A 25,485-nucleotide genomic window follows, 5' to 3' on the forward strand; every position below is an offset into this window, starting at 1 on the left:
CTGACGGTTGGCGGAATTTAACAAAGAACCGTCTGTGGGGGAATGAAATGCAGCCGAGTGTGTCGCTGAGTGGGCCTTGGTATCGAATCCAGTCGATCGCAGCACCCTCGCGAAGCTCGTCGGCGGAGTGGGATTTCGTCACCGTGCTGCCCGCGGTGCTGTCGGCGGCGCAACGCGACCGGCCGTTCGTCATCGGGTGGCTGTCGCGGGGATCCGGCGCGCCGCTCGAGCTCATCACCAATGCCGGGCCGCTGTCGCCGCCGCGCCAGCCGCGCAGGTCCACCGACGCGCCCGGCCGCCCGAGCGGGCCGCAGCCGCTGCTGTTCCCGGGCGGGGCGCGCGGGGTCCAGCTCGACGAGGAGTACCTCGCCGATCTGGCGGACCTGGTGTGGACGCCGTGCCCGGGCCGCCAGGCGCCGCCGCTGGGGAACAAGGGGCGCGAGTTCGACCCGGACGAGCTCAGGCGGCCGACGTTGTTCGAGTCGACGCTGGTGACGCTCATGTCGCGGCCCTTCGCCTGGCTGGTGGTGGCCGAGCCGACCGACCTGCTCGACGCCGAGGTGGCGCACCTGCGTACCCAGCTCAACGTGCTCAGGCAGTACGGGGACGCCTCCGAGCGCTCCCGTTTCGACGCCGAGCGGGCCGAGCGGCGCATGCAGGAGCTGGACGCCTTCAGGGAGGCGGGGCTCTGGAACGTTCGCGTGCTGGCCGGGGGCGCCACCGCCGAGGAGCTGCGGCAGATCGCTCCGGTGCTGGTCGGGTCGGTCGAGATGAGCCATCACCCGTACCGGCTGCGCAGCTCGCACGGCGCCGCCTACGGCCTGCCGGAGGCCCTCGCCATGACCATGCAGGACCCGGCCGACGGCGCCGCCGCCCCGTTCGCCGCCACCGCCGGGGCTCTGGCGGCGCTGGCCGGGCTGCCCAGGCGGGAGGTCCCCGGGGTACGCGTGCTCGAATCCGGCTTCTTCGACGTGACGTCCGAGGCCGACGGCGGCGAGCTGGAGCTGGGCGAGATCCTCGACGGGCAGGACAGGGGCGTCGGGACGTTCCGGGTGCCGCTGGCCACGCTCAACCGGCACGCGTTCGTCACCGGGGCCACCGGCTCGGGCAAGTCGCAGACGGTGCGCCACCTGCTGGAGCAGCTCAGCCGGGCCCGCATCCCGTGGCTGGCCATCGAGCCCGCCAAGTCCGAGTACGCCGCCATGGCCGGGCGCCTCGACGACCCGATCACCGTCATCAACCCGTCGGCGCCGGACGGCGTGCCGTTCAGCGTCAACCCGCTCGAACCCGAGCCCGGCTACCCCGTCCAGGCCCACATCGACATGGTCAGGGCGCTGTTCATGGCGGCCTTCGACGCCGAGGAGCCGTTCCCGCAGATCATGTCGCTGGCGCTGCAGCGCGTCTACGAGGCCACCGGCTGGGACGTCGTCACCGGCGGCGCCGTGCCGGGCTCCAACGTCCCGCCCAGCGTCCCGACCCTCGAACAGCTCCAGCAGCACGCCATGGACGTGATCAAGGAGATCGGCTACGGCCGCGAGGTCCAGGCCGACGTGGAGGGCTTCATCTCGCTACGGCTGCGGTCCCTGCGGGTCGGCTCGGCGGGGCGCTTCTTCGAGGGCGGCCACCCCGCCGACATCGGCGGCCTGCTGGAGCGGGACGTCGTGCTGGCGATCGAGGACGTGGCCAACGACGAGGACAAGGCGTTCCTCATGGGCACGCTCATCATCCGGATCGTCGAGCACCTGCGCATGCGGGCCCGCCGGGAGAAGTCCCACGAGCTGCGCCACGTCATCGTGATCGAGGAGGCGCACCGGCTGCTGCGCGACCGCGGCCACGGCCGGGCCTCCACGCACGCGGTGGAGCTGCTGGCCGGGCTGCTGGCGGAGATCCGCGCGTACGGCGAGGGCATCGTGGTGGCGGAGCAGATCCCGACCAAGCTCGTCTCCGACGTCGTCAAGAACACCGCGCTGAAGGTCGTTCACCGGCTCCCGGCCGAGGACGACAGGAAGCTCGTCGGCGCCGCCATGAACCTCAGCGACGAGCAGTCCCGCCACGTGGTCTCCCTGCAGCCGGGCTCGGCCGCGGTCTTCGCCGACGGGATGGACCGGCCGCTGCGGGTCCGCGTACCGCTGGGGGAGGCCCGCGAGAAGGTGCTGCCCGGCCCGCCGCCGCCCATCCGCGGCCGCCGGTCGGCGGCGTGCGGCGCGTCCTGCCGCACCGGGCAGGCGTGCACGCTGGTGGAGCTGCGCGAGGCCGACGTGCTCGCCGACGCCCCCGAGTGGGCCTGGCTGCGCATCTGGTGCGACACGGTCGTGCTCGCCTTCGTCAGCAACCGGCCGCTGCCCGGCGTGCCGCGCGCCCTGGGCGCCGCCTGGAGCGAGCTGCCGGCGCGGCGCGGGGAGTGCCTGCTGGCGACCCTGATCGAACGCTCGGTGCAGCGGCGTGCCTGGTCGCTGCGCAGCTGGTTCGACCCCGCCCTGCTCACCGAGAAGGCCGCCGAGACCGCCACGCGGCTGCTCGCCGGGCTCGAGGGCGGCGGGGAGCGGCCGGGGGCGTCGTGGGTGATCCCGCAGGTCCGGTGGCTGCACGAGGTGGACAGGCTCTTCCCGTACGGCCACCCGGCCCCCAACCTGCGCAGCCCGGCGCCGCCCATGGAGTACGCCCTGTTCCGCCAGCCCTCCAACGGCAACGGCGCCAACCCCGACCTCGTCCACACCGAACTGCTCGGCCACCGTGCCAAGGCTCTGCGGCACCACCCGCTGTCGATGGAGGTGGACCGGAACCGGGCGCTGGCCTGGCGGGTCATCCTGGGGGACGACGAGAACGAGAGCGTGCAGCGGGACATCACCACGGTGGCGATCGGGATCGAGTCGTCGGCGCGGCTGCGGCACGTCGGGCAGACGATGGGGGCGGGGTGGCTGGAGGGCGTGCTGTCGTGGCCACGCCGCTTCGTCCTGCCGTTCGACCACGGCGGCGCCCCGGAGATCGCCTTCGCCGACGCCGCCCCCTCCCCGTCCTGACCTGCGGGTGTCAGCCGTTGCGGCGGTGGGCTCGGCGATGACGGTGGCGGGGTGTCAGCGGTCGCGGCGGCGGGTCTCGGCGATGACGGCGGCGGGTCTCAGCGGTCGCGGCGGCGTTCGAGGCGCTTGCGGCGGGCCACCGCCCGCCTGTGCTCCGCAGCCTCCCGCCGCCGGGCCCGCCGGTCGTCCGCCGCCTCGGCCTTCCGGCTCTCCAGCTCCAGCCGCAGCGCCTCCTGGGAGGCCGTGCTCCGGCGGGACACCCCGGCCGCCGCCCGGGCCGCCAGTTTCGCGGCCCGCTTGGGGTTGACCCGCTTGGCCTCCCGCCCCTCCGAAGGGACGGGAGGCGAGGAGGCCGCCCGTTCGAGCAGCGCGACGCCGTGCCGCCGCAGGAACTCGTACAACTCCGGATCGGTGGGCTCGGACCCGAGCGTGAAACGGGTCGCCCGCACCGTGCCGTCCTCGACGATCTCGAGCACGCCGACCCAGAACGGCCCATCCAGATAGACCGACATCGTCACCACGTCGCCCTCCATGCGTGTATGCCGAAATGACGGCCTGTCGAGGCCGCTTTCCGGCACACCGGACATCCCATGGAAGGGCGGATACGGTGAAGCTTCGCCCGGGCTACCGACCGGGCCGCGTTTTCGTGTGCGTCTCCAGACTATCGGCCAATGCCGACTAGGATCCTTGGGCATGACCCAGCTTCCTCTGCGGGCCCAGCTCGCCAGCGCCCTGGGCCGCAGTGCCGCGACGCTGTCCAAGATGACCGGGCGCGGGGACGGCTCGGTGATCGGTGGGCGAGTGGGCCTGCTGCTTGAGCCCGACCTCCTGCGCAAGCTGGCCCGCGACCGCAAGCTGGCCCTGGTCAGCGCCACCAACGGCAAGACCACCACCACGCGGCTGATCACTTCGGCGCTCCTCGAGCTCGGCGACGTCGCCACCAACGCGCTGGGCGCCAACATGCCCGCCGGCCACGTCTCGGCGCTCTCCCAGAACAAGAGCGCCCCGTACGGCGTGCTCGAAGTGGACGAGAAATACCTGCCGGAGGTCCTCGACACCACCGGCGCGGGCGTCGTGTGCCTGATGAACCTCAGCCGCGACCAGATGGACCGCGCCGCCGAGATCTGGCTGCTCGCGCAGAAGTGGCGCAGGGCGCTGTCCGGCAAGCCCACCCACGTCATCGCCAACTGCGACGACCCGCTCGTGACCTGGGGCGCCTCCACGGCCGCCAAGGTCACCTGGGTCTCCGGCGGCCAGCGGTGGAAGGAAGACTCCTGGTGCTGCCCCGAGTGCGGCGGCCCGCTGGACCGTAAGGACGCCGACTGGGCGTGCAAGGAGTGCACGTTCCACCGGCCGGAGCCGCAGTGGGCGATCGACGACGAGGTGGCCGTCGATCCGCGCGGGCAGCGGTGGCAGCTCGACATCCAGCTGCCGGGCCTGGCCAACCGGTCCAACGCGGTGATGGCGCTGGCGGTGGCCGAGGCGTTCGGGGTGCCGGTGGAGCGGGCGCTGCCGCGGCTGCGCCAGGTCACCTCGGTGGCCGGCCGCTACACCACGGTCGAGCGCGACGGCCGCCACGCGCGGCTGCTGCTGGCGAAGAACCCGGCGGGGTGGCTGGAGGCGTTCGACGTGGCCGACCCGCGGCTGCCGATCATCCTCTCGGTCAACGCCAACGGCCCCGACGGGCGCGACACCTCCTGGCTGTGGGACGTCGACTACCGCATCCTGCGCGGGCGCCCCGTCTTCGTGACGGGCGAGCGCCGTCTCGACCTGGCGCTCCGGCTCGACGTGGCGGACGTGCCGTTCACGCTGTGCGGCTCGTTCACGGAGGCGCTGGCCATGCAGCCTCCCGGCCGGGTCGACGTCATCGCCAACTACACCGCCTTCCAGCAGATCCGAACGGAGTTCGGCCGTGCCGTCTGACAGCGCCCTTTGCATCGTCTGGATCTATCCTGACCTGCTGAGCACGTACGGGGACCAGGGCAACGCGCTCGTCCTGGAGCAGCGCGCCAACCGCCGGGGGATCCCGACCGAGACGATCCACGTGCGCTCGGCGGACCCGGTGCCGGATTCGGGCGACATCTACCTCATCGGCGGTGGCGAGGACCGCCCCCAGATCCTGGCCGCCGAACGCCTGCGCCGCGACGGCGGCCTCCACCGCGCCGTCGCCCGCGGCGCCGCCCTGCTGGCGGTGTGCGCCGGATACCAGATCATGGGCAGCACGTTCGGGGGCGAGGAGGGCCAGCCGGTGGACGGGATCGGGCTGCTGGACATCGCCAGCTCCCGCGGTCCCGCCCGGGCGGTCGGCGAGCTGGCCGCCGAGGTGGACGCGGCACTCAACCTCCCCACCCTGACCGGCTTCGAGAACCACATGGGCATCACCCACCTGGGCCCCGGCGTCAAGCCCCTGTCCCGGACCCTCGTCGGGGTGGGCAACGGAGACGGCTTCGAGGGCTGCTACGCGGGCCACGTGGTGGGCACCTACCTCCACGGGCCCGCCCTGGCCCGCAACCCGGCCCTGGCCGACCTGCTGCTGTCGTGGCGGGTGGGCGACCTGGCGCCCCTCGACAACTCCCGCTACGACGCCCTGCGCCAGGAGCGCCTGGCCGCCGTCCTGCCCGGCTGAACGCTCTCCTCGTCGGTGGGGAAGAAGGGCAAGTCCAGATAGACCTGGTCGGCGGCGGCGAGGATCTTGGCGGCGTCGTCGACCGGCGGGTGGATGCGCTCGTTGATCCGCTGCTTGATCTCCTTGCCCGCGGCCCCCGAGGCCAGCACCCGGCGGTCCCACCCCCGGGTGAAGATCCCGCCGGCGCCGCCGAGGTCCAGGCAGGTGACGTACGGGCCGGGGGTGAAGTCGCGCGGCGGCACGCCGAGCAGGTCGGCGGCCGCGTTGTACCCGGCGACCTTGCCGAGCGGGGTGGCATGCTGGCAGGCCTGCATCACCGTGTGCTCGGCGTCGAACGCCGCGGCGGCCGTGTCCCCGGCGGCGAACACCTCCGGAAGGGCGCGCAGGTGCCGGTCCACCGGCACCCGGCCGAGGTGGTCGAGGTCGTCGGAGATCTGCCGGGTGAGCTCGCTGGCCCGCATCCCGACCGACCAGACCACCGCGTCCGCCTCGACCCGGGTGCCGTCGGACAGGACGGCGTACCCGTCGCCGACCTCCGTCACCGTCGTGCCGAGGCGGCGTTCGACGCCCAGCCGGTCCAGCGCCGCCTCGATCTCCGCGCGCGGGCCCGGGCCGAGCCGGTCCCCGACCACCTGTGCGCGGTCCACCAGCAGCACCCGGCCCCGGGCGGCCAGCTCGGTCGCGGCCTCCAGGCCCACGAACCCGGCCCCGACGACCACGGCGCGGTAATCCTCGCGGTCGCGCAGGTGGCCGGCGAGCCGCCGGGCGCCGTCCAGGGTGTCGATGTCGAAGAGCCGCCCGGCGCCGGGCAGTCCCTCGGGCCGGACGAGCCTGCTGCCCGCCGCCAGCACCAGCCGGTCGTAGCCGACCTCCCGGCCTCCGGCCGCCACTGCGCGGCGGTCATGGCCGATCTCCGGGGCTCCGGCCGTCACTGCGCGGCGGTCATGGCCGATCTCCGGGCCGTCGGTCACCACTACGCGGCGGCCGGTGTCGATCGTGACCACCGAGGCCCGCAGGTGCTCGACGCCGATCGGCCCGAGGATCCTGCCGAGCTCCACCTTGGCCAGGTCCGGCTCCGGCTCGTACAGGCGGGGCCGCAGCACCAGGTGCTCGTTCGGCGAGATGAGCGTGATGCGCAGGCCCGCCGCCCCGCCCGCCGCCCCGCCCGTCGCGCCGCCCGTCGCGCCGCCCGTCGCGCCGCCCGTCGCGCCGCCCGCCGGTGCCGCCCCCTGCACTGACGCCGCCTCGCGCGCCAGCGCCGCTCCCGCCGCGCTCCACACCCCCGCGAAACCGCCTCCGATGATCACAACGTGTGCCACTGTCCCGTCCTCTCTCCGCCTCGCCCCCGGGGGATCGGGGGCCGGTCGGCAGGGAGACAAGACGGCGGGGTCAGATGTGACCGACGCGGGCCAGCTTCACCGGATTGACCAACCGCCTGAACATCGTGATCCGCCCCCCGGCGATCTCCACGGTGTCGAGCCAGACCAGGTCGCCGCCGTGGTAGGTCGCCAGGGCCGGTTGCCCGTTCACCTCGATGACCTCGAACGCGTCGGGCCGCCTGAGCTCGATCTGCCTGACCGCCAGCAGGGCGATCCGCTCGGCGCCCAGGACCGGCCTGCGCGCCGCGGTCACCTCGCCGCCGCCGTCGGCGACGTACACGGCCTCGGGGTCCAGCAGCTCGACCAGCCCCGCTATGTCACCCGCGTCGGCGGCCGCCTTGAACGCCCTGAGCAGACGTTCGGTCTCGGCCCTGGACGCCCGGGGCCGCTCCTGGACCGCCGCGACCCGCGCCCGCGCGCGGGAGGCGAGCTTGCGGCCGGCGGCGGGCGTGCTGTCGAGCACCTCGGCGATCCGGGCGAACGGGAAGTCGAAGACGTCGTGCAGCACCAGCGCGACGCGTTCGGCCGGGGTGAGCGTCTCCATGACCACCAGCATCGCGGTGCTCACCGACTCGTCCATGAGCACCTGGGCGGCGGCGTCGGGCCCGGTCAGCAGCGGTTCGGGCAGCCAGGGCCCGACGTAGGACTCGCGCCGGACGCGGGCCGACTGCAGCACGTTGTAGGAGGTCCGGGCGGCGACGGTCACCAGCCAGGCCCGCAGATCCCGCACCTCGGACAGGTCGGCGGCGACGGCGCGCAACCAGACCTCCTGCGTCACGTCCTCGGCCTCGGCCACGGTGCCGAGGATCCGGTAGGCCGCCCCGAAGACCGCGGAGCGATGCGATTCCCACTCACCCTCCGCCAGCGCGCCGGCCATCTCCACCCCCGCCTCGTCGATCGACCCCCGATCCTAGGCACCCCGTCTCCGCCCACCCGAACGGGGCCGCGGTCGCCCGGCGCCGATTGACATGCAGCCATCCGGCTGCCTATCGTTGAACATGCAGCCACTAGGCTGCATGTTCGGATGGCGGTAAATGGACCAAATGGACGAGGTGTTCAAGGCGCTGGCCGACCCCAGCCGCCGCAGGCTGCTCGACAGCCTCAACACCCGCAACGGGCAGACCCTGCGCGAGCTGTGCGCGGGCCTGGACATGGCCAGGCAGTCGGTCAGCAAGCACCTGGCCGTGCTGGAGGCGGCCAACCTGGTGACCACGATGTGGCGCGGCCGGGAGAAGCTGCACTACCTCAACGCCGTGCCGATCAACGCCATCGCCGAGCGCTGGATCAACCAGTACGACCGCCGGCGAGCCGGCGCGCTCGCCGACCTCAAGACGGCTTTGGAGAGCCCCATGACCAGCAACGATTTCGTCTACACGACCTACATCAGGACCACCCCGGAGCGGCTCTGGCAGGCGCTGACCGAGCCCGCCTTCACCCTGCGCTACTGGGGCGTCGAGCTCGAGTCCGACTGGCAGGTGGGCTCGACGATGGCCTGGAAGCAGGGCGGCATCACGATCGAGGACCCGGAGCAGGTCGTCCTCGAGTCCGATCCCCACCGCCGCCTGGCCTACTCCTGGCACACCTTCACGCCGGAGTTCGCCAAGGCCGTCGGCCTGAGCGACGAACAAGTGGCCCGGGCGGCCGCGGAGCCCAGGTCCAAGGTGACCTTCGACCTCGAGCAGGCAGGGGAGATGGTCAAGCTGACCATCGTGCACAGCGGCTTCGAGCCCGGCAGCGGCGTACGAGAGTCGGTCAGCCAGGGCTGGCCCGCACTGCTCTCCAACCTCAAGACCCTGCTGGAAACCGGCGAAACGGCTCGCTTGGAGCCGCAGGACGAGAAGGGGGCCTGACCATGGCCGGTGACACGCTCACACTCACGAAGATCCCCGACGTGCGGACGGCGATGCTCATCCGCAGGCCGCCCGCCGAGGTCTTCAGGGCGTTCGCGGACCCGGAGGTCACGACCAGGTTCTGGTTCACCAGGAGCACCGGCAGGATGACGCCGAGCGCGCGGCTCCGGTGGACGTGGGAGATGTACGGGGTCTCCACGGAGGTGCTGGTCATGGAGGTGGAGGAGGGGCGCAGGCTCCTCTTCCAGTGGAACGACGACCACCCGCTGACCGTCGAGTTCCGCTTCACCCCGTACGGACAGGACGCCACGTTCGTCGAGGTCACAGAGAGCGGGCTCGCCGGGTCCGGCGACGAGGTGGTGGCGCACGTGGGGGGTTCGACCGGCGGCTTCACGATCGTCCTGTGCGCGGCGAAGGCGCTGCTGGAGCAGAACGTCGACCTCAACGCCGTACGCGACCGCCACCCCACCGGCCTATGAGCCCGAAAGCTCAGTAGACCAGCGCCTGGGCGCCTTCCCTGACCACTTCCTCGACGAACGCCGGCGCGCCCGCGATGCGGACCCCGTCGATGAGGTCATCCACGGTGATGCCCCTCCGGGCCGCGCACTGGGTGCAGAGTGTCACGCGCCCCGCCGCCAGCACGGCGTCGAGGAGGTCGGCGAGCGGCGCGGCGTGCGGCAGGCTGAACTCCTTGGCCCTGCCCGGCAGCGCGAACCACGACGCCTCGCCGGTCAGCCACAGCGAAACGGGCACACCACTCGCGAGCGCGGCGGCCGCGACGTTGAACGCCTGGTTGCACCGCTCAGGGGCATCTGCCCCGGCGGTCACCTTGATCACCAGTGATCGTTCCATACCGTCACCCTAACGCGCCCCGCCTCCCGGCGAAGGACTCCGACGAGCTGTAGACCGAGTCCGTACGGCGAGCCAGGAGCACTACGCTTGGGGAGCATGGAAGAACCTGAGGTGCACCCCGACCTGGAGCCCATCGCGTTCCTGCTCGGCCGGTGGGAAGGCGCCGGCGTGGGCGGCTACCCGACGATCGAGAGCTTCAACTTCGGGCAGGAGATCGAGTTCGGGCACAACGGGAAGCCGTTCCTGAGCTACGTGAGCCGCACCTGGCTGCTCGACCAGGACGGCAACCGGGTCAAGCCGCTGGCCACCGAGTCGGGATACTGGCGCCCGCAGCCCGACAGGCAGATCGAGGTGGTGCTCGCCCACCCGACCGGGATCGTCGAGATCTACATCGGCGAGGTCGTCTTCCACAAGATCGAGCTGCGGACGGACGTCGTGGCCCGCACCGGCTCCGCCAAGGAGTACACGGCGGGGCACCGGCTGTACGGGTTGGTCAACGGCAACCTGATGTGGGCGTACGAGATGGCGGCCGTGGGTCACCCGCTCACGGACCACATGTCGGCGGAGCTGAAGAAGGTAGCTTGAGCCGATATGAGCACGCCCTTCACCGCTGACGCCGTCGAGGCGATCAAGCGTCACATGAACGACGACCACGCCGGCGACTCGCTGATCATCGTGCGGGCGCTCGGCGGCCGGCCCGACGCCACCTCGGCGGTGACGAGTGACGTGGATGCCGAGGCGATCGAGTTCGTGGTCGACGGCGGGGAGCGGGTGCGGGTGCCCTGGGGGGAGACGCTCACCGAGCGGGCCCAGGTGCGTAAGGCCGTGGTGCGGCTCTACCGGGACGCGTGCGAGAAGCTCGGCATCGCGGCGCGGGGCGAGCACTGAAGCAGGGTCACCCCGATGGTGCTCGGCTTCCCGAGCGGAGAATGAAGAAGGGCCCCAGGCGTACTCCACCTGCTCGGCAGGTGGGCCGGATGGACCAAAGACGGGATCTGGATCCCGCCCTCCGGCTGCCATGGGGCCCCGGTGGTTGCCTCGTATTCGCATACGTCACGAGACAACAGTCCGCGACTTAGCGGACAACCACCTCGCTAGCCCAACTATGATTCACCATTGCTTGGACCACCTCCTTTCCGCGTACCAAAGACGCTATGCGCTCCTGCTCAAAAGGGGCAAGTGAATATCCTCGCGCCGTACACTCAGGGCATGACGGAGACGCAGTGGCATGAGGAACTCCGCGCCAAGGGCTACCGGGTCACCCCGCAGCGCCAGCTCGTCCTTGAGGCGGTCAAGACGTTGGAGCACGCCACGCCCGAGGAGATCTGCGTCAAGGTCCGCGAGACCGCGCGTGGCGTGAACATCTCCACGGTCTACCGGACGCTGGAGCTGCTCGAAGAGCTCGGCATGGTGACCCACACGCATCTGGGGCACGGTGCGCCGACCTATCACCTGGCCGCCGAGGCCGATCACGTGCACCTGGTGTGCCGGGGGTGCGACGAGGTGTTCGAGGTACGGCCCGAGCTCGCGGACGGGCTGGTCAAGGGGCTGGACGAGGAGCTGGGGTTCGTGGCGGACGTACACCATCTGACCGTCTTCGGCCGGTGCCGCAACTGCCGGTAGCGGGCAGGAGACAGGTTCACGGCCCCGGCGGGCGGGCGCTTTCGGGCGTTGCCGTGAGTGCCGATAACCTGGAGGGCATGCGTAGCCCTCTGCTCGATCTCCCCGGTGCCGTCGCGGCCGATGGGCCGGATTCCGACGTAGCCGCGCACTACGGCGACCTGTTCGCCGAGCAGCGCGCGCTGGCCAAGGGTGAGGCGGTCGTCGACCGCAGCAACCGTGAGGTGGTCCGCATCTCCGGCGTCGACCGGCTGAAATGGCTCAACGACCTGACCTCGCAGAAGCTTGACACCCTGCGGCCGGGCGAGTGGACACAGACGCTCGATCTCGACCTCCAGGGCCACGTGCTGCACCACCTGACGCTCGTCGACGACGGTGAGAGCCTGCTGGCCCACGTCGAGCCGGGCACCGCGCAGAGCCTGATCGACTATCTCGACCGGATGCGGTTCATGCTGCGGGTCGAGGTGTCGCGGGCCGACGACCTGGCCGTGCTGTCCACGGCCACGGAGGACTTCCTGGTGCCGCGCGCCGAGCTGCCCGACCACCTGGGCAAGCCGTTGGCGGGGCTGTGGGCGTACGAGGCGCTGCGGATCGAGGCGCACCGGCCGCGGCTGGGGTTCGACACCGACCACAAGACGATCCCCCATGAGGTGGGCTGGATCGGCGCGGCCGTACACCTGAGCAAGGGGTGCTACCGCGGCCAGGAGACGGTCGCCCGGGTGCACAACCTCGGGCACCCGCCGCGCCGCCTGGTGTTCCTGCACCTCGACGGCAGTGTCGACACGCTGCCGGCGCACGGTGACCCGGTGATCTTCGAGAGCCAGGAGATCGGTGTGGTCGGGTCGGCCGCCCGGCACCACGAGCTCGGGCCGATCGCGCTGGCGGTGGTCAAGCGGACGGTGCCGGTGGACGCGCCGCTGCTGGCCGGTGGGGTGGCGGCGGCGCAGGAGGTCATCGTGCCGCCGGACGCGGGACGCAACGTCTCCATCGACCCGGCCCTCCGCCGCCGCATCCGCTGAGGGCGCTCCTGGCGGACGGCGCGCGGGCGGTCAGAAGTCGAGGACGAGGGTGATCGGGCCGTCGTTGACGAGCGACACCTTCATGTCGGCGCCGAAGACGCCCGTCTCCACGTGCGCCCCCAGCTCCCGCAGCTCCTCCACCACCGCCTCCACCAGCGGCTCCGCGACCGGCCCCGGGGCGGCGGCCTGCCACGTCGGCCGCCGTCCCTTGCGGGCGTCCCCGTACAGGGTGAACTGGCTGATCACCAGGAGCGGCGCCGACACGTCCGAGCAGGACTTCTCGCCGTGCAGGATGCGCAGGCCCCAGAGCTTGGCGGCGAGTTTGGCGGCCTCGGCCCGCGTGTCCGTGTGGGTGACGCCCACCAGCACCAGCAGGCCGGGCTCGTCGATGGCCCCGACCGTCTGACCGTCGACCACGACCGACGCCGAACTCACTCTCTGCACCACTGCTCGCATGGCAACCCATTCTGGACCAGGAAGCAGGGTTCGTAGACTCAAGCCCATAGGGGAAGGGATATGTCGATGATTGTGGAAGTTGTCTGGTCCGGGTTCGTGGAGTCCACGCATCAGGTCCGCATGCTGACCGTGGACGCCGAAGGGCGCCCGGTCGAGGCGAAGGGCGCGGTGCACGTTCCCGCGTCGCCACGGTCGTCGATGAAGCCGCTCCAGGCGCTCGGCATGCTCCGTTCCGGGCTGGAGCTGGAGGGTGAGCTGCTGGCGCTGGCCTGCGCCTCGCACTCGGGCGAGCCGTTCCACGTGGACGGCGTCAGGAAGATCCTCGCGGGCGCGGGGCTGGAGGAGCCGGCGCTGCAGTGCCCCGAGGACTACCCGTTCGACCGGAGTGTCACGGAATCCGGCCGCGTCTACATGAACTGCTCGGGCAAGCACGCCGCCATGCTGGCCACCTGCGTGCTGAACGACTGGCCCACCGAGTCCTACCTCGAGCCCAGGCACCCGCTCCAGCGGGCGATCCGCGAGACCGTGGAGGACCTGACGGGGGAGCGGGTGGCGGCCTCCGGGGTGGACGGGTGCGGGGCGCCGCTGTTCTTCGTGTCGATGCTCGGCGTGACGAAGGCGTTCAGGGCGTTCCCGATGTCGTCCCCCGACTCGTACGAGCGCAAGATCTTCGAGGCGATGAGCACCCACCCCGAGTGGACCTCGGGCACCGACCGCCCCGAGGCCAAGCTGATGCGCGCGCTGCCCGGGCTCATGCTGAAGGCGGGGGCGGAGGCGTTCGACGCGTTCGTGTTCGAGGACGGGCGCGCGGGCACCGTCAAGATCGAGGACGGGTCGCAACGCGCCCGCGTCCCGGCCACGGTGGCGGCCCTGCGCTCGCTGGGCCTGGACGCGCCCGAGCTGGCCGAGCTGGCCGCCCCGCCGGTGCTCGGCGGCGGGCGGCCGGTGGGTGAGCTCCGGTTCCGTTAGAGGGTGCGGAACTGGCGGGTGGCGGAGATGGCCCCCGAGGTCGTCGTGGTGAACGTCCGCATCGACCCGGCGAACTTGGACAGGTCCCACTCCGCGGGGCCGTGGTACCAGTACAGGTTGTCGGACTGGTGGCCGTTGCCCGTGACCGAGGCCACCACCCGCGACCAGTGCTCCACCCCGTCGAAGATCACCGCGTAGGGCAGGTACCGGGAGAACAGCTCCACCCGGTGCTGCTCCGGCACGTCCCCCAGCTCGCCGGAGAACAGGTACTGCCGGAAGCCCATCGTGTGCGCCAGCGCCGCCGAGCCCTTGGCCGTCTTGGCCGGCATGTACTGCCCGCCGACGGCCAGCGCGCCGCCCGCGATGATGACGGCCAGACCCAGCAGCCCGTACGTGGTGAACCAGGCCAGCCCCGCCGTGGCCAGCACGCCGACCGCGATGAGCACCACGCCGATCGTCGTCCACCTGGTGCGCTCGGTGTCGGGCCGGCGGGCGAACCAGCCCTGCTTGACCACGTCGGCGTAGAGAGCGTCGCGCACCTTGCCCAGGTGGGCCGCGAACGAGCCGGACAGCTGCGACAGCAGCACCGCGTCCCGCCCGTCGAAGATGGCGTCGTACAGGGCGCGCTCGTACGGCAGCAGCGCGTTGACCGGCGCGTTCGGCAGCCTGACCAGCATCCAGTCGGGCGCGTCGTACGTCTGGCGCGGCTGCTCGTCGATCCGCAGGTAGCCGCGGACCGCGAGGTCGACGATCGTCGCGGTCACGTCGACCACGTCGGCCTGTTCGTCCACCAGGGTGCCGATCTGGCCGGGCCGCACGCCGTCGGGCGGGGAGAAGTGGCCGTTCTGCACCGGATCGACCGGGCCCTGCGCGTGGCCGGCGGCCCTGGCGTCCCGGCCGCGCGTCCAGTAGAGCAGGACGACACCGCCGAGCAGCAGCACCAGCAGGCCGGCCAGGGCGCCGCCGGTGACGGTGTTCAGGGTGAACGCCGAGGCCAGCGAGAAGCGCTGCTCCAGGATGGGGGTGCCGGAGCTGGACCCCTTGGGGTATCCGATGACCACGGTCAGGGCCTGGCCGGGGGCGATGTTCTCCTGCTCGAAGTCGGCCTGCGTGGCCGAGTGGTCCATGGAGGCCGAGGTGCAGCCGATGGCCGAGGTCAGCTCGCCGGCGAAGCAGGACAGGTTCTGGACCTGCCCGGGGCCGTTCACCTTGACCGTCGCCTTGGCGACCTGCTGGTTCCAGCCGTTCACGGCGAACCAGCGCAGCTCCTCGACACCGCCCGAGGTGGTCACCGCCCCCTTGACGTCGTACTCGACCGTTCCGTCGCCCTTCACGGTGAGCACGTCGCCGGCGAGGGTGCCGCCCTTGACGTTCGAGATCTGGTAGAGGCGGTCGTTGCCGTCGTCGTACCGCGTCCTGGTGATGAACGTCCGCTTGAGCTCACCCGACGCCCCGCTGATCTTCTCGACCACGTGCAGGGTGCCGTTCTTGCCGAGGGTCATCGTCACCTCGTCCGTGATCCCGGCGCCCGCCGCGTACGCGGGTGCGGCGGTCAGCGTCAGAGCGGCGGCTCCGAGCGCGGCGATCGTGAGTCTGGTACCCATGGCGGCAAATCGTATCGGTTCGTGACTGTCAGTCCAGCGTGATGCTGGTTGCCGCCCGCTGAACGCTCTCCGGCGAGGCGCCCTGGCCGGGGTTCTCGAGGGCGAGCGCCTGGTTCCGCGCGACGTACGGGCGCAGGCGCTCCTCGTACCGGTCGAAGGCCCCGATCGGGTCCCGGCCGAGCTCCTGCGCCAGCACGTACGCCCCCACCAGCGCCAGGCTGGTGCCCTGCCCCGACAGCGGCGAGGGGCAGTAGCCCGCGTCGCCGACCAGCGCGACCCGGCCCTTCGACCAGCGCTCCATCGTGACCTGGGCCATGGCGTCGAAGTAGAAGTCGTCGGCCTTCCACATGGCCTCCAGCAGCTTGGGCACCTCCCAGCGCAGCCCCGAGCAGTGCTCCTGGATCAGGCGCTTCTGCTGCTCGACGTCGCGGTGGTCGTAGTCGATCGGATCCGCGCCGAAGCCCAGGTTGACCCGCATCACGGTGGCGTCCCGGTCGCTGAAGAGGGCGCCTCCCGTGTCGCCCTCGCGGAACCAGGTCTGCCAGTGGTCCAGGCCGAGGAAGTTGTCGGCGGTGAAGATCGAGACGTACGTGCCGAGGTGGTTGAGGAACTGCGCCTCCGGGCCGAAGGCGAGCCTGCGCACGTTGGAGTGCAGGCCGTCGGCGCCGAACACGTAGTCGTAGCGCCCCCGGCCGCCGCTCTCGAACGTCACGTCCACGCCGTCGGCGTCCTGGTCGAGGGTGGCGATCGAGTCGCCGTACACGTACTCGGCGCCCGAGGCCGAGGTGAGGATGGCGGTCAGGTCGTCGCGCATGATCTCGATGTCCGGGCTGTCGAACCGGCCGCCGCTGACCGTCTCCTCGTAGCTGCGCATGAGCTCGGTGCCGTCGCCGTCCACCATGGACATGCCGCGCATGGTCGTCCGCAGGGCCCTGATCTGCTCGATGACGCCCATCTTCGCGACCACGTCCAGCGCGGCGCCCCTGATGTCGATGGCCTGACCGCCCTTGCGCGGGGCCGGGGCCCGCTCGACGAGCGTGGTCTCGTACCCGTGCCGCCGCAGCCAGTACGCCAGGACGGGGCCGCCGACGCTCGCGCCCGAGATGAGCACCTTCATGATCTGCTCCTTGTCTGCCGAAGTTGACGTTGTACGCTGAATGTACGCAGTACGGACAGCAGCTCACAAGGGTAAGATGGGAAGATCTGTACTAGTACAGGAGGATGGGATGGCAGCCCCCTACGCCGAGATCGTCGCCGACATCAAGCGCCGCATAGCCGACGGCCGGCTCCGCCCGGGAGACCGCGTCCCGTCCACCAGGCAGCTCGCCAGGGACCGGGGGGTCGCCCTGGCCACCGCCGCCAAAGCGCTCGCCCTCCTGGCCCAGGAGGGCGTGGTGGTCGCCGAGCCGCGCGTGGGGACGATCGTGGCGGAGCCGCGCGGGGGCAGGGCGGCGGCCCGGCGGCCGGATATTTCAGGAAACGAGATGACGCGGGAGCGCATCGTACGGGCCGCCGTCGAGATCGCCGACGCCGAGGGACTGCCCGAGCTGACCATGCGCCGCGTCGCCGACCGGCTCGGCATGGCCACCATGTCCCTCTACCGCCACGTGGGCGGCAAGGACGACCTGGTGCTGCTGATGATCTCAGCCGTCATCGACGAGTTCCCGCTGCCCGAGGAGCCCCCGGACGGCTGGCGGGCCAGGCTGGAGGTGTCGGCGCGCCTCCAGTGGGCCGGCTACCGCGCGCACCCGTGGATGGCCGGCGTCACCTCGCTGACCAGGCCGACGCCCTCGGCCGGCCTGCTCAGGCACACGGAATGGGTCATGGCCGCGCTGGCGGGCACGAGGCTCGACGCCACGGCCAAGATGCACGTCCACACCCTGCTCTACAGCTACGTGCAGGGCATCGCCGCCAACCTGGAGCTGGAGCGGCAGGCCCAGGCCGCCACGGGGCTCAGCGCCGAGGAGTTCATGGCCGGGCAGGAGGAGCACCTGCGCTGGATCGCCGAGTCCGGCGACTATCGCGCCTTCGCCGGGGTCGTGGCGGAGCTGGACGGCGACTTCGACCTCGACCTGGACCGGCTCTTCGAGTTCGGGCTCGGCCCGCTGCTCGACGGCCTGGCCAAGGTGATCGACTAGTCGCAGATCTGGATGCGCAGCCGGCGGAAGCCGCGGCCCTTGCTCTCGATCTTGGCCACCTTGATGCGGCCGATCTGCTTGGTGGAGGCCACGTGGGTGCCGCCGTCGGCCTGGGTGTCGAGGCCCACGATGTCGACGATCCGCACGTCCTGGACGGTCTCCGGGACCAGGTTGGTGGCCGTGCGGATGATGTCGGGGATCTCGAACGCCTCCTCGCGCGGCAGGACGCGTACGTCGATGCGCCGGTCGGCGGCGATCTCGGCGTTGCAGGCGTCCTCGACGGCCTCCTTGAACCCGGCGGGCACCTCGGGCAGGTCGAAGTCCATCCGCGCGCTGAGCTCGTCCATGTTGCCGCCGGTGACGAGGCAGCCGTAGTCCCTGAACACCACCCCGCACAGCACGTGGAGCCCCGAGTGCGTACGCATGAGGGCCGAGCGCCGCTCGTCGGCCACCGCCGCCCGGACCACGGTGCCCACCGGCGGGACCGGATCGCCCTCGGCCGGGATCAGCTGCAGGTCGTCACCCTTGCGCACCCCCACGACGCGCGTCTCGACGCCCTGCCAGATCAGCACTCCTTGATCGGCCGGCTGGCCGCCGCCACCCGGGTAGAACGCCGACCTGTCCAGCACGATCCCCTCGGGCGTCGCGTCCAGCACGACGGCCTCGAAGTCGCGGAGAACCTGGTCGGACAGTTCAAGCCGCCGCGTGCGCCCGTGGAGGTCGTAGGTCATGTCGGCAGCCTAACGCCCGGGTCGATCACCAGGGGCCGTAGGGACCGTTGTTGCCCCGCCCGCCCATGCCCTTCACCGCCGGCTTGACGTCCACGATGTAGATCGTGGCGGCGATGGCGGCCACGATCGAGAAGAAGCCCAGCGCGCCCAGGCCGATGAACCCGGCGCCGCCGACGATGAGGAAATCGATGAAGTAGCTCCAGGCGCCGCCCACCGAGAACAGCGTCGCCAGCGCCAGGATCAGCAGCCAGATGTTCTTCTGCAGCTTGCCCGCCGAGACGAAAGCGCCGGTCGGCACGCGCAGCGCGTGGACGAGCGCGTAGGCCGACATGCCGAAGATGACGGCGGCGAGCACCAGGAAGAGGAGATTGAGGACACTGTTGATCAAATTCATGTTGTTGGCTCCGCACCACGCCGCAATGAAATCGGCTTCAGCCTAATAGGCGACCCTGACAGACGGGCACCCCAAAGCGGAAAGCCCGCCTCCCTCGGGAGACGGGCTTTCGCGTCAACTCAAGCCTTGGCCCTGGTGGTGCGGGGCTTCCTGGCGGGGGTGGCGGGCTTGGCGGCCTGCGACACCTCCTTGAGCTCCAGCGCGGCGTCGCCGCTCGTCTTGCTGACGACCCGGCGGCCGCGCGTGGCGAAGTCCTCGTAGGCCTCGGTGGCCCTGCCGGCGAGCTGGTCGGCGTAGCCGCGGGCCTTCTCCGGGAACTCCTTGGCGAAGCTCTCGGCCTTGCCGGCGTACACGCGGGCCATCTCCGGCAGATCCTTGGTCAGCTCGGTGCGGCGCGACTGCAGCTTCTGCAGCTGCTCGGGCAGCTCGCGGAGCTTCTCGACCGCGAAGTCGCCGACACCCGCGACGGCGTAGAACGGCTTGGACTCCGTAAGCTTCTTGACCTCGGTTGCGAGCGTCATGGGTTAACCTTCCTTGGTTTCCTGGGTGACGTTGCCGTTGCCGGAGGTCGCCGTATAGGGCTCAAGAGCGGCGAGAAACTCCTCTGGCAGCGGTTCGTCGTCCGATCCGGAGCCGTGCCGAGGGCGAGCATTCTGGGAGGTCTGCTCGTCTTCGGCGCGCTTCTCCTTACGGAACGACTCATAGATATCAATCAGCACCTGGCGTTGCCGCTCGGTGAGGTGCGTGTCGGCCCTGATCGCCGTGATGACGTCGCTTGGCGGCTCGCGGTCCTCGATGAGGCCCGCCTGCACGTAGAGCGCCTGCGAGGAGATGCGCAGACCCTTGGCGATCTGGTTGAGGATCTCCGCGCTCGGCTTGCGCAGCCCACGCTCGATCTGGCTCAGGTAGGGGTTGGAGACCCCTGCCGCCGCCGCGAGCTGGCGCAGCGAGATCTTCGCCTGCTGCCTTTGCTCGCGGATGTATTCACCGATCGAGTCGACCTTGGGTAGTGCCATGCCTCATAGTCTGCCCCGTAGTGCTTGCAATTGCAAACGAGGTGGTTAACACCAGCAAGCACGTCAGAGCTGGAAGACCCACAGAAGAGGCGCGGAGGTGACCAACGTCACAGACAGTGCGATGTAGCCGTAGCGCACCGGGGCGGCCAGCTCGGGACCCGGCTTGATCAGGCGGTCGACCCTGGCCATGACGTGCTTGGCGTGCACGCCGAGCATGCCGTGAGGGGTCGGCATGGCACCCGCCGTACCGAACCTGAGCAGCGCCGTCGCCAGCCTGCGCGGCGAGCAGTAGCGCCGGGCGCGGTCGTCGGCGGCCATCTCGATGAGCAGCTCCACCTGCGCCTGCGCGTCGGCCACCACCTTCGACCAGGGCAGCGCCCTGCGCAGCGCGGCGAACGGCAGCAGCACCAGGTCGTGGCGCTCGCGCACGTGCGCGGCCTCGTGCGCGAGCACGGCGGCCATCTCGTCCTCCGACAGCAGCTTGAGCGCGCCCTCGCTCACCACGACCTGCGAGCGCAGGCCGGGCACGCAGTACGCGGCGGCGCCGGGGTGGGCGAGCACCCGCACCCCGGGCACGCCGGGGTCGTCGTGGGAGATCAGCGCGAGCAGCATGCGGTGCCGGCGGCGTGCGCGCAGCGCCTGCGCACCCGCGGTGAGCAGCACCGCGATCAGCACGGTCAGGGCGGTGAGCCCCGCGATCAGGGCCAGCACGTGCAGCGGGTCCCACGCCTCCTGCGGCGCCTCCCCCCGCGCGAACGCGTACAGGCCGGGCAGCACCCCCTCGCCGTACGGCTGGACCGCGTAGGCGAGCATGGCGCCGGTGGTGGCCAGGCCCCAGGACACGCCCAGGGACTGCCAGACGATGATGGCCAGCCGGGGAGCGCGCGAGGTCCACCGGGCAGTCGTGAAACGCCAGGAGCCAACCGCGCACGCCGTGGCGAGCGCTGCCAGCGCCGCTGCCGTGATCACTCTTCCTCCAGCTCCGTAAGGGCTCTGCGCAGGATCTCCGCCTCCGAGCCCGACACGGCCTGGGCGAAGCGAGTCAGGGCGGCCGATCGGTCGCCCGTCATGTCCAAGGCTTCCAGCATAAGCTCGGCGATGTACGCGTCGCGGCTTTCGGCCGGTTCATATCTCCATGCGCGCCCGTCCCGAGTGCGCTCGAGGAAGCCCTTGCGGGTGAGGCGGTCGAGCACGGTCATGACCGTGGTGGGGGCAAGGTCGCGGTCGGCGATGAGCCTGCCGACCTCGCGGGCGGTCAGCGCGCCGTTCTCCGCCCAGAGGATGTCCATGATGCTGCGCTCAAGCTCGCCAAGACCCTTCACGCCCTTCAGGGTAGCTCTACAACCTGTCGAGCTGGCATTCGGGGAGTGTGAACCGTGTCTCCGTGTCGTGCGTATCTCCGTGCATGCGTTGGAGTACAGCGGTTGTTGCCCTGCTCGGTCTGGTGCTGGCGGCCGGGTGCGCGGCCTCGGCGGACAGCACGTCGACCCACGTTCAGGCGGACGTGGCCTTCAGCCAGGAGATGATCACGCATCATCAGCAGACGATCCAGCTCGCCGAGGTGGCGGCCAAGAGCGGAAAGTCCCCGTATGTCCGTGACCTGAGCACCAAGCTCATCGCGGAGGAGAAGGCGGACATCGACATGATGACGTCGTGGCTGGAGTCCTGGAAGGAGACGGTGCCGCCGGAGCCGACCGACCGGATGGGCTCGGAGCTGAAGGCCGGCGCCGGCTTCGACAAGGAGTGGCTGACGGCGCTGTCGGGGCATCTGGAGCACGGCGTGATGATGGCCGAGACCGTCAAGAAGTCGGGCAAGCACGGGCCCACGCTCGAGCTGGCAGACAAGATCATCACGGCTCAGAAGGCGGAGCTGGCCGAGATCGCCAAGCAAGCGGGCTGACCCGTGGCCAGGGCGTTCCCGCTGGTCGCGGAGGGCAGGCCGGCCAGGGCCTACGCCGGCGCGGCGGTGGCGGCCGGCGTCGTGGTGCTGGTCGTCGTCCTGCGGTTCGGCGGGGCCATCAAGCCGGAGCTGCCCGGGCTGCCCACGGCCGGGCCGTTCACCGAGTGGGGGCTGCCGCTGGCCCGGTTCTGCTTCGACGTGTGCGCGGTCGGTTGCGTCGGAACGCTCACCGCCGCCCTCCTGGCCCCCGCCTCCTCGCCCGAGTCCCGCTCCTGCCGCCGCGCGGCCGGCTGGTGGGCGCTCGGCTGGGCCCTGGCGACGGCGCTCAGCTACGTGCTCACCCTGTCCAACCTCATCCCGCTGCCCGCCGGCGACCTGCTCGCCTCGCCCGATCTGCTGGAGTTCGGCACCTCCATCCTGCAGACCCAGGCCCTGCTCGTGGTGCTGGCCGCCACCGTCGTCGCGGGCCTCACCTGGCGGCTGCCCGCGGCGGTCCGGCTGGCGGTCGCCGTGTTCGGGCTGCTGCCGCCCGCCTACGTCGGGCATGCCGCCTCCGCGGGCGACCACGACATCGCCGTCTCCGCCCTCATGTCGCACCTGGTGTCGGTCTCGGTCTGGGTCGGCGGCCTGGTGGCGGTGCTCGTCCACTTCCGCCGGTCCCCGGAGCTGCTGGCGGTGCTGCCCAGGTTCAGCGCGCTCGCCCTGTGCTGCTTCGCCGCCGTGGCCCTCTCGGGCGTGGCCAGTGCCTGGGTACGGCTCAGCGCCCCTTCCGACCTCTGGCAGAGCGCGTACGGGCAGCTCCTGCTGGCCAAGACCGCCGCCCTCGTGCTCCTGGGCCTGTTCGGCTGGACTCACCGCCGCCGCACGGTCGCGGGCATCGCCGACCGGTCCGTACGCCGGACCTTCGTCCGCCTGGCCACCGGCGAGGTGATCGTGATGGCGGCGGCCGTCGGGCTGGCCATCGGCCTGTCCCGCACGCCGCCACCGCCCGGCGGCGGCGGCCACGACCAGTCCGCCCTGGAATACGCGCTCGCCCCCTTCACCCCGGGCGCGCTGATCACCGAGATCCGCCTGGACCCGACCCTCCTGATCCTCCTGATGCTGCCCGCGGTCGCCTACGCGGTCAGCGCGCGCAGGGCCGCCTCCTGGCCCGCCGGCCGCGCGATCGCCTGGTACGCGGGACTGGCGCTGACGGCACTGGTGCTGCTCGGCGGCGTCGGGAGCTACGCGCGGACGATGCTGTCGGTCCATTCGGTCCAGCACACGGTGCTCACCGTCGTCGCCCCGCTCCTGCTCTGCCTGGGCGCCCCGTTCACCGTCCCGGGCCGGTTCCGGTTCCTGGCACATCCCGCCGTCTACTTCGGGGCGTTCGTCCTCCTCTACGGCACGCCCTGGTTGTCGTGGTCGCTGTCCGGCTACGCCCCACACCTGCTCACCGAGCTCCTGTTCTTCGGCCTCGGCCTGCTGGTGTTCGGCGTCCTGACCGGGGCGGACCCGGTGGCGGGGGGCGAGCGCGCCCGCCTGCTGGCGGCCGTGACCCTGACCCACCTCGCCGTCGGGACGTACCTGCTGCTCGCGCCCCCGGTCGCGGCCGACTGGATCTCCCTCGCGGCCCCGTCCGGCGCCCCCGGCGTCCTCGCCGACCAGCGCCTGGCCGGTGCCGTGATCATGCTCCTGCCGCTGCCCGCGCTCGTCCTGCCGGCCGTGCGCACGGCCGGCAGAGGGACCGCGGCGCTGGCGCGGGGCGGCCGTTGATGCCAACCTCGGTGAGATGCGCATCACTTTGGTGAAAGGCGACATCACCGAGCAATCGGCGGACGCGGTCGTGAACGCCGCCAACTCCTCCCTCATGGGCGGCGGAGGCGTGGACGGCGCCATTCACCGCCGTGGCGGCCCGGAGATCCTCGAGGAGTGCCGGAAGCTGCGTGCCGGCCACTACGGCAAGGGGCTGCCCACCGGACAGGCGGTCGCGACGACGGCCGGGCGCATGCCCGCGAAGTGGGTGATCCACACGGTCGGGCCGGTGTACTCCATGTCGGTGGACCGTTCGGAGCTGCTGGCCTCCTGCTACCGGGAGTCGCTGCGGGTGGCCGACTCCCTGGAGGCCAGGTCGGTGGCCTTCCCCGCGATCTCGACCGGGATCTACGGCTGGCCCATGGACGACGCCGCGCGGATCGCCCTGGACACGGTCCGGCAGGCGGACACGTCCGTGGAGGACGTCCGCTTCGTGCTGTTCGACAGCGCGGCCTACGCCGTGTTCGAGGCGCGGCTCTGAGCGCGGGGATCCACCGCCGAGAACGGGAGGGTCAGCTCGCCGAGCCGCCACCGGGCCGGGCCGCCCAACGGCGGCCGCCTGACGACGGGCCAGGCGCCCGACAGCGCGCGCACGGAGGCCAGCCACCGCTGCCGCAGCCCATGGACCCCGTACGGCGCGCTCACCGCCCAGGCGTGGTCGAAGTCGCTCAGGAACGCATGAATCCGCTCGCCCGGCACATTCCGGTGGATGAGGGTCTTCGGCAGCCGGTCGGCCAGATCAGAAGGCCGCTCGAAGGCATCGAAACGGGCCGAGAACGTGATCGTCTGGGGCCCTTCCGGAGACAGCCCCACCCAGACCGCGCGCCGCCCGTTCTCGGACGAGGTCCCCTCGACCAGGACACCGCCGGGGGCCAGCCGGTCTCTGAGCACGTCCCAGTAGTGCCACGCCTCGGCCTCGCCGTACTGCCTGAGGACGTTGAAGGCCCGCACCAGCGTCGGCGGGCGCGGGACGGGCAGCTCGAAGCCGCCCAGCCGGAAGCTCAGGCCCTCCCGCTCGTACGGCTTGGCCACCGCCACCCTCGCCGGGTCGATCTCGATCCCGACCACCTCGACGGCGGGAGCCACCCGGCGCAGGCGGGTGAACAGCTCCAGCGTCGTGGTGTGCGACGCGCCGTACCCGAGATCCACCACGAGGGGGCGCTCGGCGGCCCGCAGCAGCCGGCCGTGCGCGGCGGCGATCCACCGGTCGGCGCGCCGCAGCCGGTTGTGCCCGGTCGTGCCCCTGGTGATGGCGCCGACCGGTCTGCCCCCCGCCTTGGCGGCCCCGGCCGGTCTAGCCACTGATGCGGTGCACCCTGTGCTGGGCGGCCTGGGCCCGCGGGCGGATGATCATGCGGTCGATGTTCACGTGGGCGGGGCGGGTCACGCACCAGGCGATCGCGTCGGCCACGTCCTCGGAGGTCAGCGGGCCGGGCACGCCCTCGTAGACGCGCGCCGCGGCCGTCTCGTCCCCGCGGAACCGGGTGACCGCGAACCCCTCGCTCTGCACCATGCCCGGCGCGATCTCCACGATCCGCACCGGCTGGCCGACCAGCTCCAGGCGGAGCGTCTCGACCATCGACTTCTGCGCGTGCTTGGCCGCGACGTAGCCGCCGCCGCCCTCGTACGCCACCAGGCCCGCCGTAGAGGTCACCATCACCAGCACGCCGTCGCCGGACTCGACGAGCCTGGGCACGAGCGCCTTGGTCATGCGCAGCGAGCCGAGCACGTTGACGTCGTACATCTGCTGCCAGTCGTCCAGGTGCCCCTCCGCGACCGTTTCGAGGCCGAGGGCGCCACCGGCGTTGTTGACCAGCACGTCGCACCGTTCGAGCGAGGCCGCCAGCGCGTCGACCGACTCCTGGGAGGTCACGTCCAGCGTCACCGGCCTGATCGAGGGCACCTCCGCGGCGAGCTTGTCGAGCCGCTCGCGCCGCCGCGCGCCCGCCACCACCTCGAAACCCTCGGCGGCGAGCCGCCGTGCGGTCGCCTCCCCGATCCCGCTGCTCGCCCCGGTCACCACAGCCGTTCTCCGCATGCCCCTCATCCTGCCAGCCCTGCTGGGGACGTTGACGACCGCCCTAAATACCCAGTTATGACCATGTGTCGGGAATGTC

29 protein-coding genes are annotated in these 25,485 nt (G+C 71.5%); 14 read left to right on the plus strand and 15 right to left on the minus strand.

Annotated features, from left to right (window positions below; all coding sequences use genetic code 11):
• The first annotated feature begins 143 nt into the window (after window positions 1-143).
• Entirely contained in the window at window positions 144-3,020 is a 2,877-nt protein-coding gene (locus tag H4W80_RS39710; protein ID WP_318787274.1) for an ATP-binding protein, read from the plus strand.
• 98 nt (window positions 3,021-3,118) lie between these two features.
• Here H4W80_RS39710 and H4W80_RS39715 read toward each other — a convergent pair whose 3' ends face one another.
• A complete protein-coding gene (locus tag H4W80_RS39715; RefSeq protein WP_192789767.1) occupies window positions 3,119-3,553 on the minus strand; it encodes a YjdF family protein in 435 nt (144 codons plus the stop codon).
• A gap of 160 nt (window positions 3,554-3,713) precedes the next feature.
• Between H4W80_RS39715 and H4W80_RS39720 the strand changes: the two genes are divergently transcribed.
• Window positions 3,714-4,943: a Mur ligase family protein gene (locus H4W80_RS39720; RefSeq protein WP_192789768.1), complete on the plus strand. Its 1,230-nt coding sequence runs from the start codon at window positions 3,714-3,716 to the stop codon at window positions 4,941-4,943.
• Window positions 4,933-5,646 (plus strand): type 1 glutamine amidotransferase, encoded by a 714-nt coding sequence (locus H4W80_RS39725; RefSeq protein WP_192789769.1) that lies wholly within the window; start codon window positions 4,933-4,935, stop codon window positions 5,644-5,646. The genes H4W80_RS39720 and H4W80_RS39725 overlap by 11 nt, the downstream gene beginning before the upstream one ends.
• Here H4W80_RS39725 and H4W80_RS39730 read toward each other — a convergent pair.
• Both H4W80_RS39730 and sigJ read right to left on the minus strand, forming a co-directional pair.
• Window positions 5,598-6,965, minus strand: a complete 1,368-nt coding sequence (locus H4W80_RS39730) for an NAD(P)/FAD-dependent oxidoreductase (RefSeq protein WP_192789770.1) — start codon at window positions 6,963-6,965, stop codon at window positions 5,598-5,600. The genes H4W80_RS39725 and H4W80_RS39730 overlap by 49 nt on opposite strands.
• A 70-nt stretch (window positions 6,966-7,035) precedes the next feature.
• The gene (gene sigJ / locus H4W80_RS39735; protein WP_225965758.1) at window positions 7,036-7,902 is read right to left on the minus strand and encodes an RNA polymerase sigma factor SigJ; all 867 of its coding nucleotides are present in this window, start codon (window positions 7,900-7,902) and stop codon (window positions 7,036-7,038) included.
• Window positions 7,903-8,059: 157 nt separating this feature from the next.
• On the opposite strand from sigJ, the gene H4W80_RS39740 reads away from it, so the two are divergent.
• On the plus strand, window positions 8,060-8,875 hold the full coding sequence (locus H4W80_RS39740) for an ArsR/SmtB family transcription factor (protein ID WP_225963907.1): 816 nt from the start codon (window positions 8,060-8,062) through the stop codon (window positions 8,873-8,875).
• Window positions 8,876-8,877: 2 nt separating this feature from the next.
• A complete protein-coding gene (locus H4W80_RS39745; protein ID WP_192789772.1) occupies window positions 8,878-9,354 on the plus strand; it encodes an SRPBCC family protein in 477 nt (158 codons plus the stop codon).
• 10 nt (window positions 9,355-9,364) lie between these two features.
• Here the strand turns inward: H4W80_RS39745 and H4W80_RS39750 are convergent, their stop codons facing one another.
• The gene (locus tag H4W80_RS39750) at window positions 9,365-9,727 is read right to left on the minus strand and encodes a DsrE family protein (RefSeq protein WP_192789773.1); all 363 of its coding nucleotides are present in this window, start codon (window positions 9,725-9,727) and stop codon (window positions 9,365-9,367) included.
• A 96-nt stretch (window positions 9,728-9,823) separates the two neighbouring features.
• On the opposite strand from H4W80_RS39750, the gene H4W80_RS39755 reads away from it, so the two are divergent.
• The 4 genes from H4W80_RS39755 to ygfZ all read left to right on the plus strand — a co-directional run bounded on the left by H4W80_RS39755 (window position 9,824) and on the right by ygfZ (window position 12,366).
• On the plus strand, window positions 9,824-10,312 hold the full coding sequence (locus tag H4W80_RS39755) for a heme-binding beta-barrel domain-containing protein (RefSeq protein WP_185070407.1): 489 nt from the start codon (window positions 9,824-9,826) through the stop codon (window positions 10,310-10,312).
• Window positions 10,313-10,318: 6 nt separating this feature from the next.
• Window positions 10,319-10,615 carry a DUF2470 domain-containing protein gene (locus tag H4W80_RS39760; protein ID WP_192789774.1) on the plus strand — a complete coding sequence of 99 codons (297 nt, stop codon included), beginning with the start codon at window positions 10,319-10,321 and terminating at the stop codon, window positions 10,613-10,615.
• Window positions 10,616-10,936: 321 nt separating this feature from the next.
• Entirely contained in the window at window positions 10,937-11,350 is a 414-nt protein-coding gene (locus tag H4W80_RS39765; protein WP_185070409.1) for a Fur family transcriptional regulator, read from the plus strand.
• Window positions 11,351-11,427: 77 nt separating this feature from the next.
• Window positions 11,428-12,366, plus strand: a complete 939-nt coding sequence (gene ygfZ / locus H4W80_RS39770; RefSeq protein WP_192789775.1) for a CAF17-like 4Fe-4S cluster assembly/insertion protein YgfZ — start codon at window positions 11,428-11,430, stop codon at window positions 12,364-12,366.
• A 30-nt stretch (window positions 12,367-12,396) separates the two neighbouring features.
• Here the strand turns inward: ygfZ and dtd are convergent, their stop codons facing one another.
• Window positions 12,397-12,822, minus strand: a complete 426-nt coding sequence (gene dtd / locus H4W80_RS39775) for a D-aminoacyl-tRNA deacylase (RefSeq protein WP_192789776.1) — start codon at window positions 12,820-12,822, stop codon at window positions 12,397-12,399.
• Between the two features lie 66 nt (window positions 12,823-12,888).
• On the opposite strand from dtd, the gene H4W80_RS39780 reads away from it, so the two are divergent.
• A complete protein-coding gene (locus H4W80_RS39780) occupies window positions 12,889-13,791 on the plus strand; it encodes an asparaginase (protein ID WP_225963908.1) in 903 nt (300 codons plus the stop codon).
• Here H4W80_RS39780 and H4W80_RS39785 read toward each other — a convergent pair.
• Entirely contained in the window at window positions 13,788-15,395 is a 1,608-nt protein-coding gene (locus H4W80_RS39785; RefSeq protein WP_192789778.1) for a DUF2207 domain-containing protein, read from the minus strand. The two genes, H4W80_RS39780 and H4W80_RS39785, sit on opposite strands and share 4 nt — an antisense overlap.
• A gap of 28 nt (window positions 15,396-15,423) precedes the next feature.
• A complete protein-coding gene (locus tag H4W80_RS39790; protein WP_225963909.1) occupies window positions 15,424-16,512 on the minus strand; it encodes an FAD-dependent monooxygenase in 1,089 nt (362 codons plus the stop codon).
• A gap of 109 nt (window positions 16,513-16,621) precedes the next feature.
• Here H4W80_RS39790 and H4W80_RS39795 point away from each other — a divergent pair, with 109 nt between their 5' ends.
• A complete protein-coding gene (locus H4W80_RS39795; RefSeq protein ID WP_192789779.1) occupies window positions 16,622-17,533 on the plus strand; it encodes a TetR/AcrR family transcriptional regulator C-terminal domain-containing protein in 912 nt (303 codons plus the stop codon).
• Here H4W80_RS39795 and H4W80_RS39800 read toward each other — a convergent pair.
• From H4W80_RS39800 to H4W80_RS39825, 6 genes are all read right to left on the minus strand, one after another.
• A complete protein-coding gene (locus H4W80_RS39800; protein ID WP_192789780.1) occupies window positions 17,530-18,264 on the minus strand; it encodes an alanyl-tRNA editing protein in 735 nt (244 codons plus the stop codon). The genes H4W80_RS39795 and H4W80_RS39800 overlap by 4 nt on opposite strands.
• Window positions 18,265-18,289: 25 nt before the next feature.
• A complete protein-coding gene (locus H4W80_RS39805; RefSeq protein WP_192789781.1) occupies window positions 18,290-18,658 on the minus strand; it encodes a DUF2516 family protein in 369 nt (122 codons plus the stop codon).
• Window positions 18,659-18,777: 119 nt separating this feature from the next.
• A complete protein-coding gene (locus tag H4W80_RS39810; protein ID WP_192789782.1) occupies window positions 18,778-19,179 on the minus strand; it encodes a hypothetical protein in 402 nt (133 codons plus the stop codon).
• A 3-nt stretch (window positions 19,180-19,182) separates the two neighbouring features.
• Complete coding sequence (locus H4W80_RS39815; RefSeq protein WP_192789783.1) at window positions 19,183-19,674, minus strand: helix-turn-helix domain-containing protein; 492 nt, start codon at window positions 19,672-19,674, stop codon at window positions 19,183-19,185.
• 63 nt (window positions 19,675-19,737) lie between these two features.
• Window positions 19,738-20,643, minus strand: coding sequence for a M56 family metallopeptidase (locus H4W80_RS39820; RefSeq protein ID WP_192789784.1), 906 nt, complete (start codon window positions 20,641-20,643; stop codon window positions 19,738-19,740).
• Window positions 20,640-20,996 carry a BlaI/MecI/CopY family transcriptional regulator gene (locus H4W80_RS39825; protein WP_192789785.1) on the minus strand — a complete coding sequence of 119 codons (357 nt, stop codon included), beginning with the start codon at window positions 20,994-20,996 and terminating at the stop codon, window positions 20,640-20,642. The genes H4W80_RS39820 and H4W80_RS39825 overlap by 4 nt, the downstream gene beginning before the upstream one ends.
• Before the next feature lie 83 nt (window positions 20,997-21,079).
• On the opposite strand from H4W80_RS39825, the gene H4W80_RS39830 reads away from it, so the two are divergent.
• Genes H4W80_RS39830 through H4W80_RS39840 form a run of 3 tightly spaced genes read left to right on the plus strand, consistent with a single transcriptional unit; the run spans window position 21,080 to window position 23,849 of the window.
• On the plus strand, window positions 21,080-21,574 hold the full coding sequence (locus H4W80_RS39830; protein WP_192789786.1) for a DUF305 domain-containing protein: 495 nt from the start codon (window positions 21,080-21,082) through the stop codon (window positions 21,572-21,574).
• Between the two features lie 3 nt (window positions 21,575-21,577).
• Window positions 21,578-23,329 carry a bifunctional copper resistance protein CopD/cytochrome c oxidase assembly protein gene (locus H4W80_RS39835; protein WP_192789787.1) on the plus strand — a complete coding sequence of 584 codons (1,752 nt, stop codon included), beginning with the start codon at window positions 21,578-21,580 and terminating at the stop codon, window positions 23,327-23,329.
• Between the two features lie 16 nt (window positions 23,330-23,345).
• Complete coding sequence (locus H4W80_RS39840; RefSeq protein WP_192789788.1) at window positions 23,346-23,849, plus strand: O-acetyl-ADP-ribose deacetylase; 504 nt, start codon at window positions 23,346-23,348, stop codon at window positions 23,847-23,849.
• Here H4W80_RS39840 and H4W80_RS39845 read toward each other — a convergent pair.
• On the minus strand, window positions 23,822-24,670 hold the full coding sequence (locus H4W80_RS39845) for a class I SAM-dependent methyltransferase (protein WP_192789789.1): 849 nt from the start codon (window positions 24,668-24,670) through the stop codon (window positions 23,822-23,824). The genes H4W80_RS39840 and H4W80_RS39845 overlap by 28 nt on opposite strands.
• A complete protein-coding gene (locus tag H4W80_RS39850; RefSeq protein ID WP_192789790.1) occupies window positions 24,663-25,406 on the minus strand; it encodes an SDR family NAD(P)-dependent oxidoreductase in 744 nt (247 codons plus the stop codon). Before H4W80_RS39850 ends, H4W80_RS39845 begins: the two co-directional genes overlap by 8 nt.
• Between the last annotated feature and the right edge of the window lie 79 nt (window positions 25,407-25,485).

It is taken from the genome of Nonomuraea angiospora (assembly GCF_014873145.1).
Lineage (GTDB): Bacteria > Actinomycetota > Actinomycetes > Streptosporangiales > Streptosporangiaceae > Nonomuraea > Nonomuraea angiospora.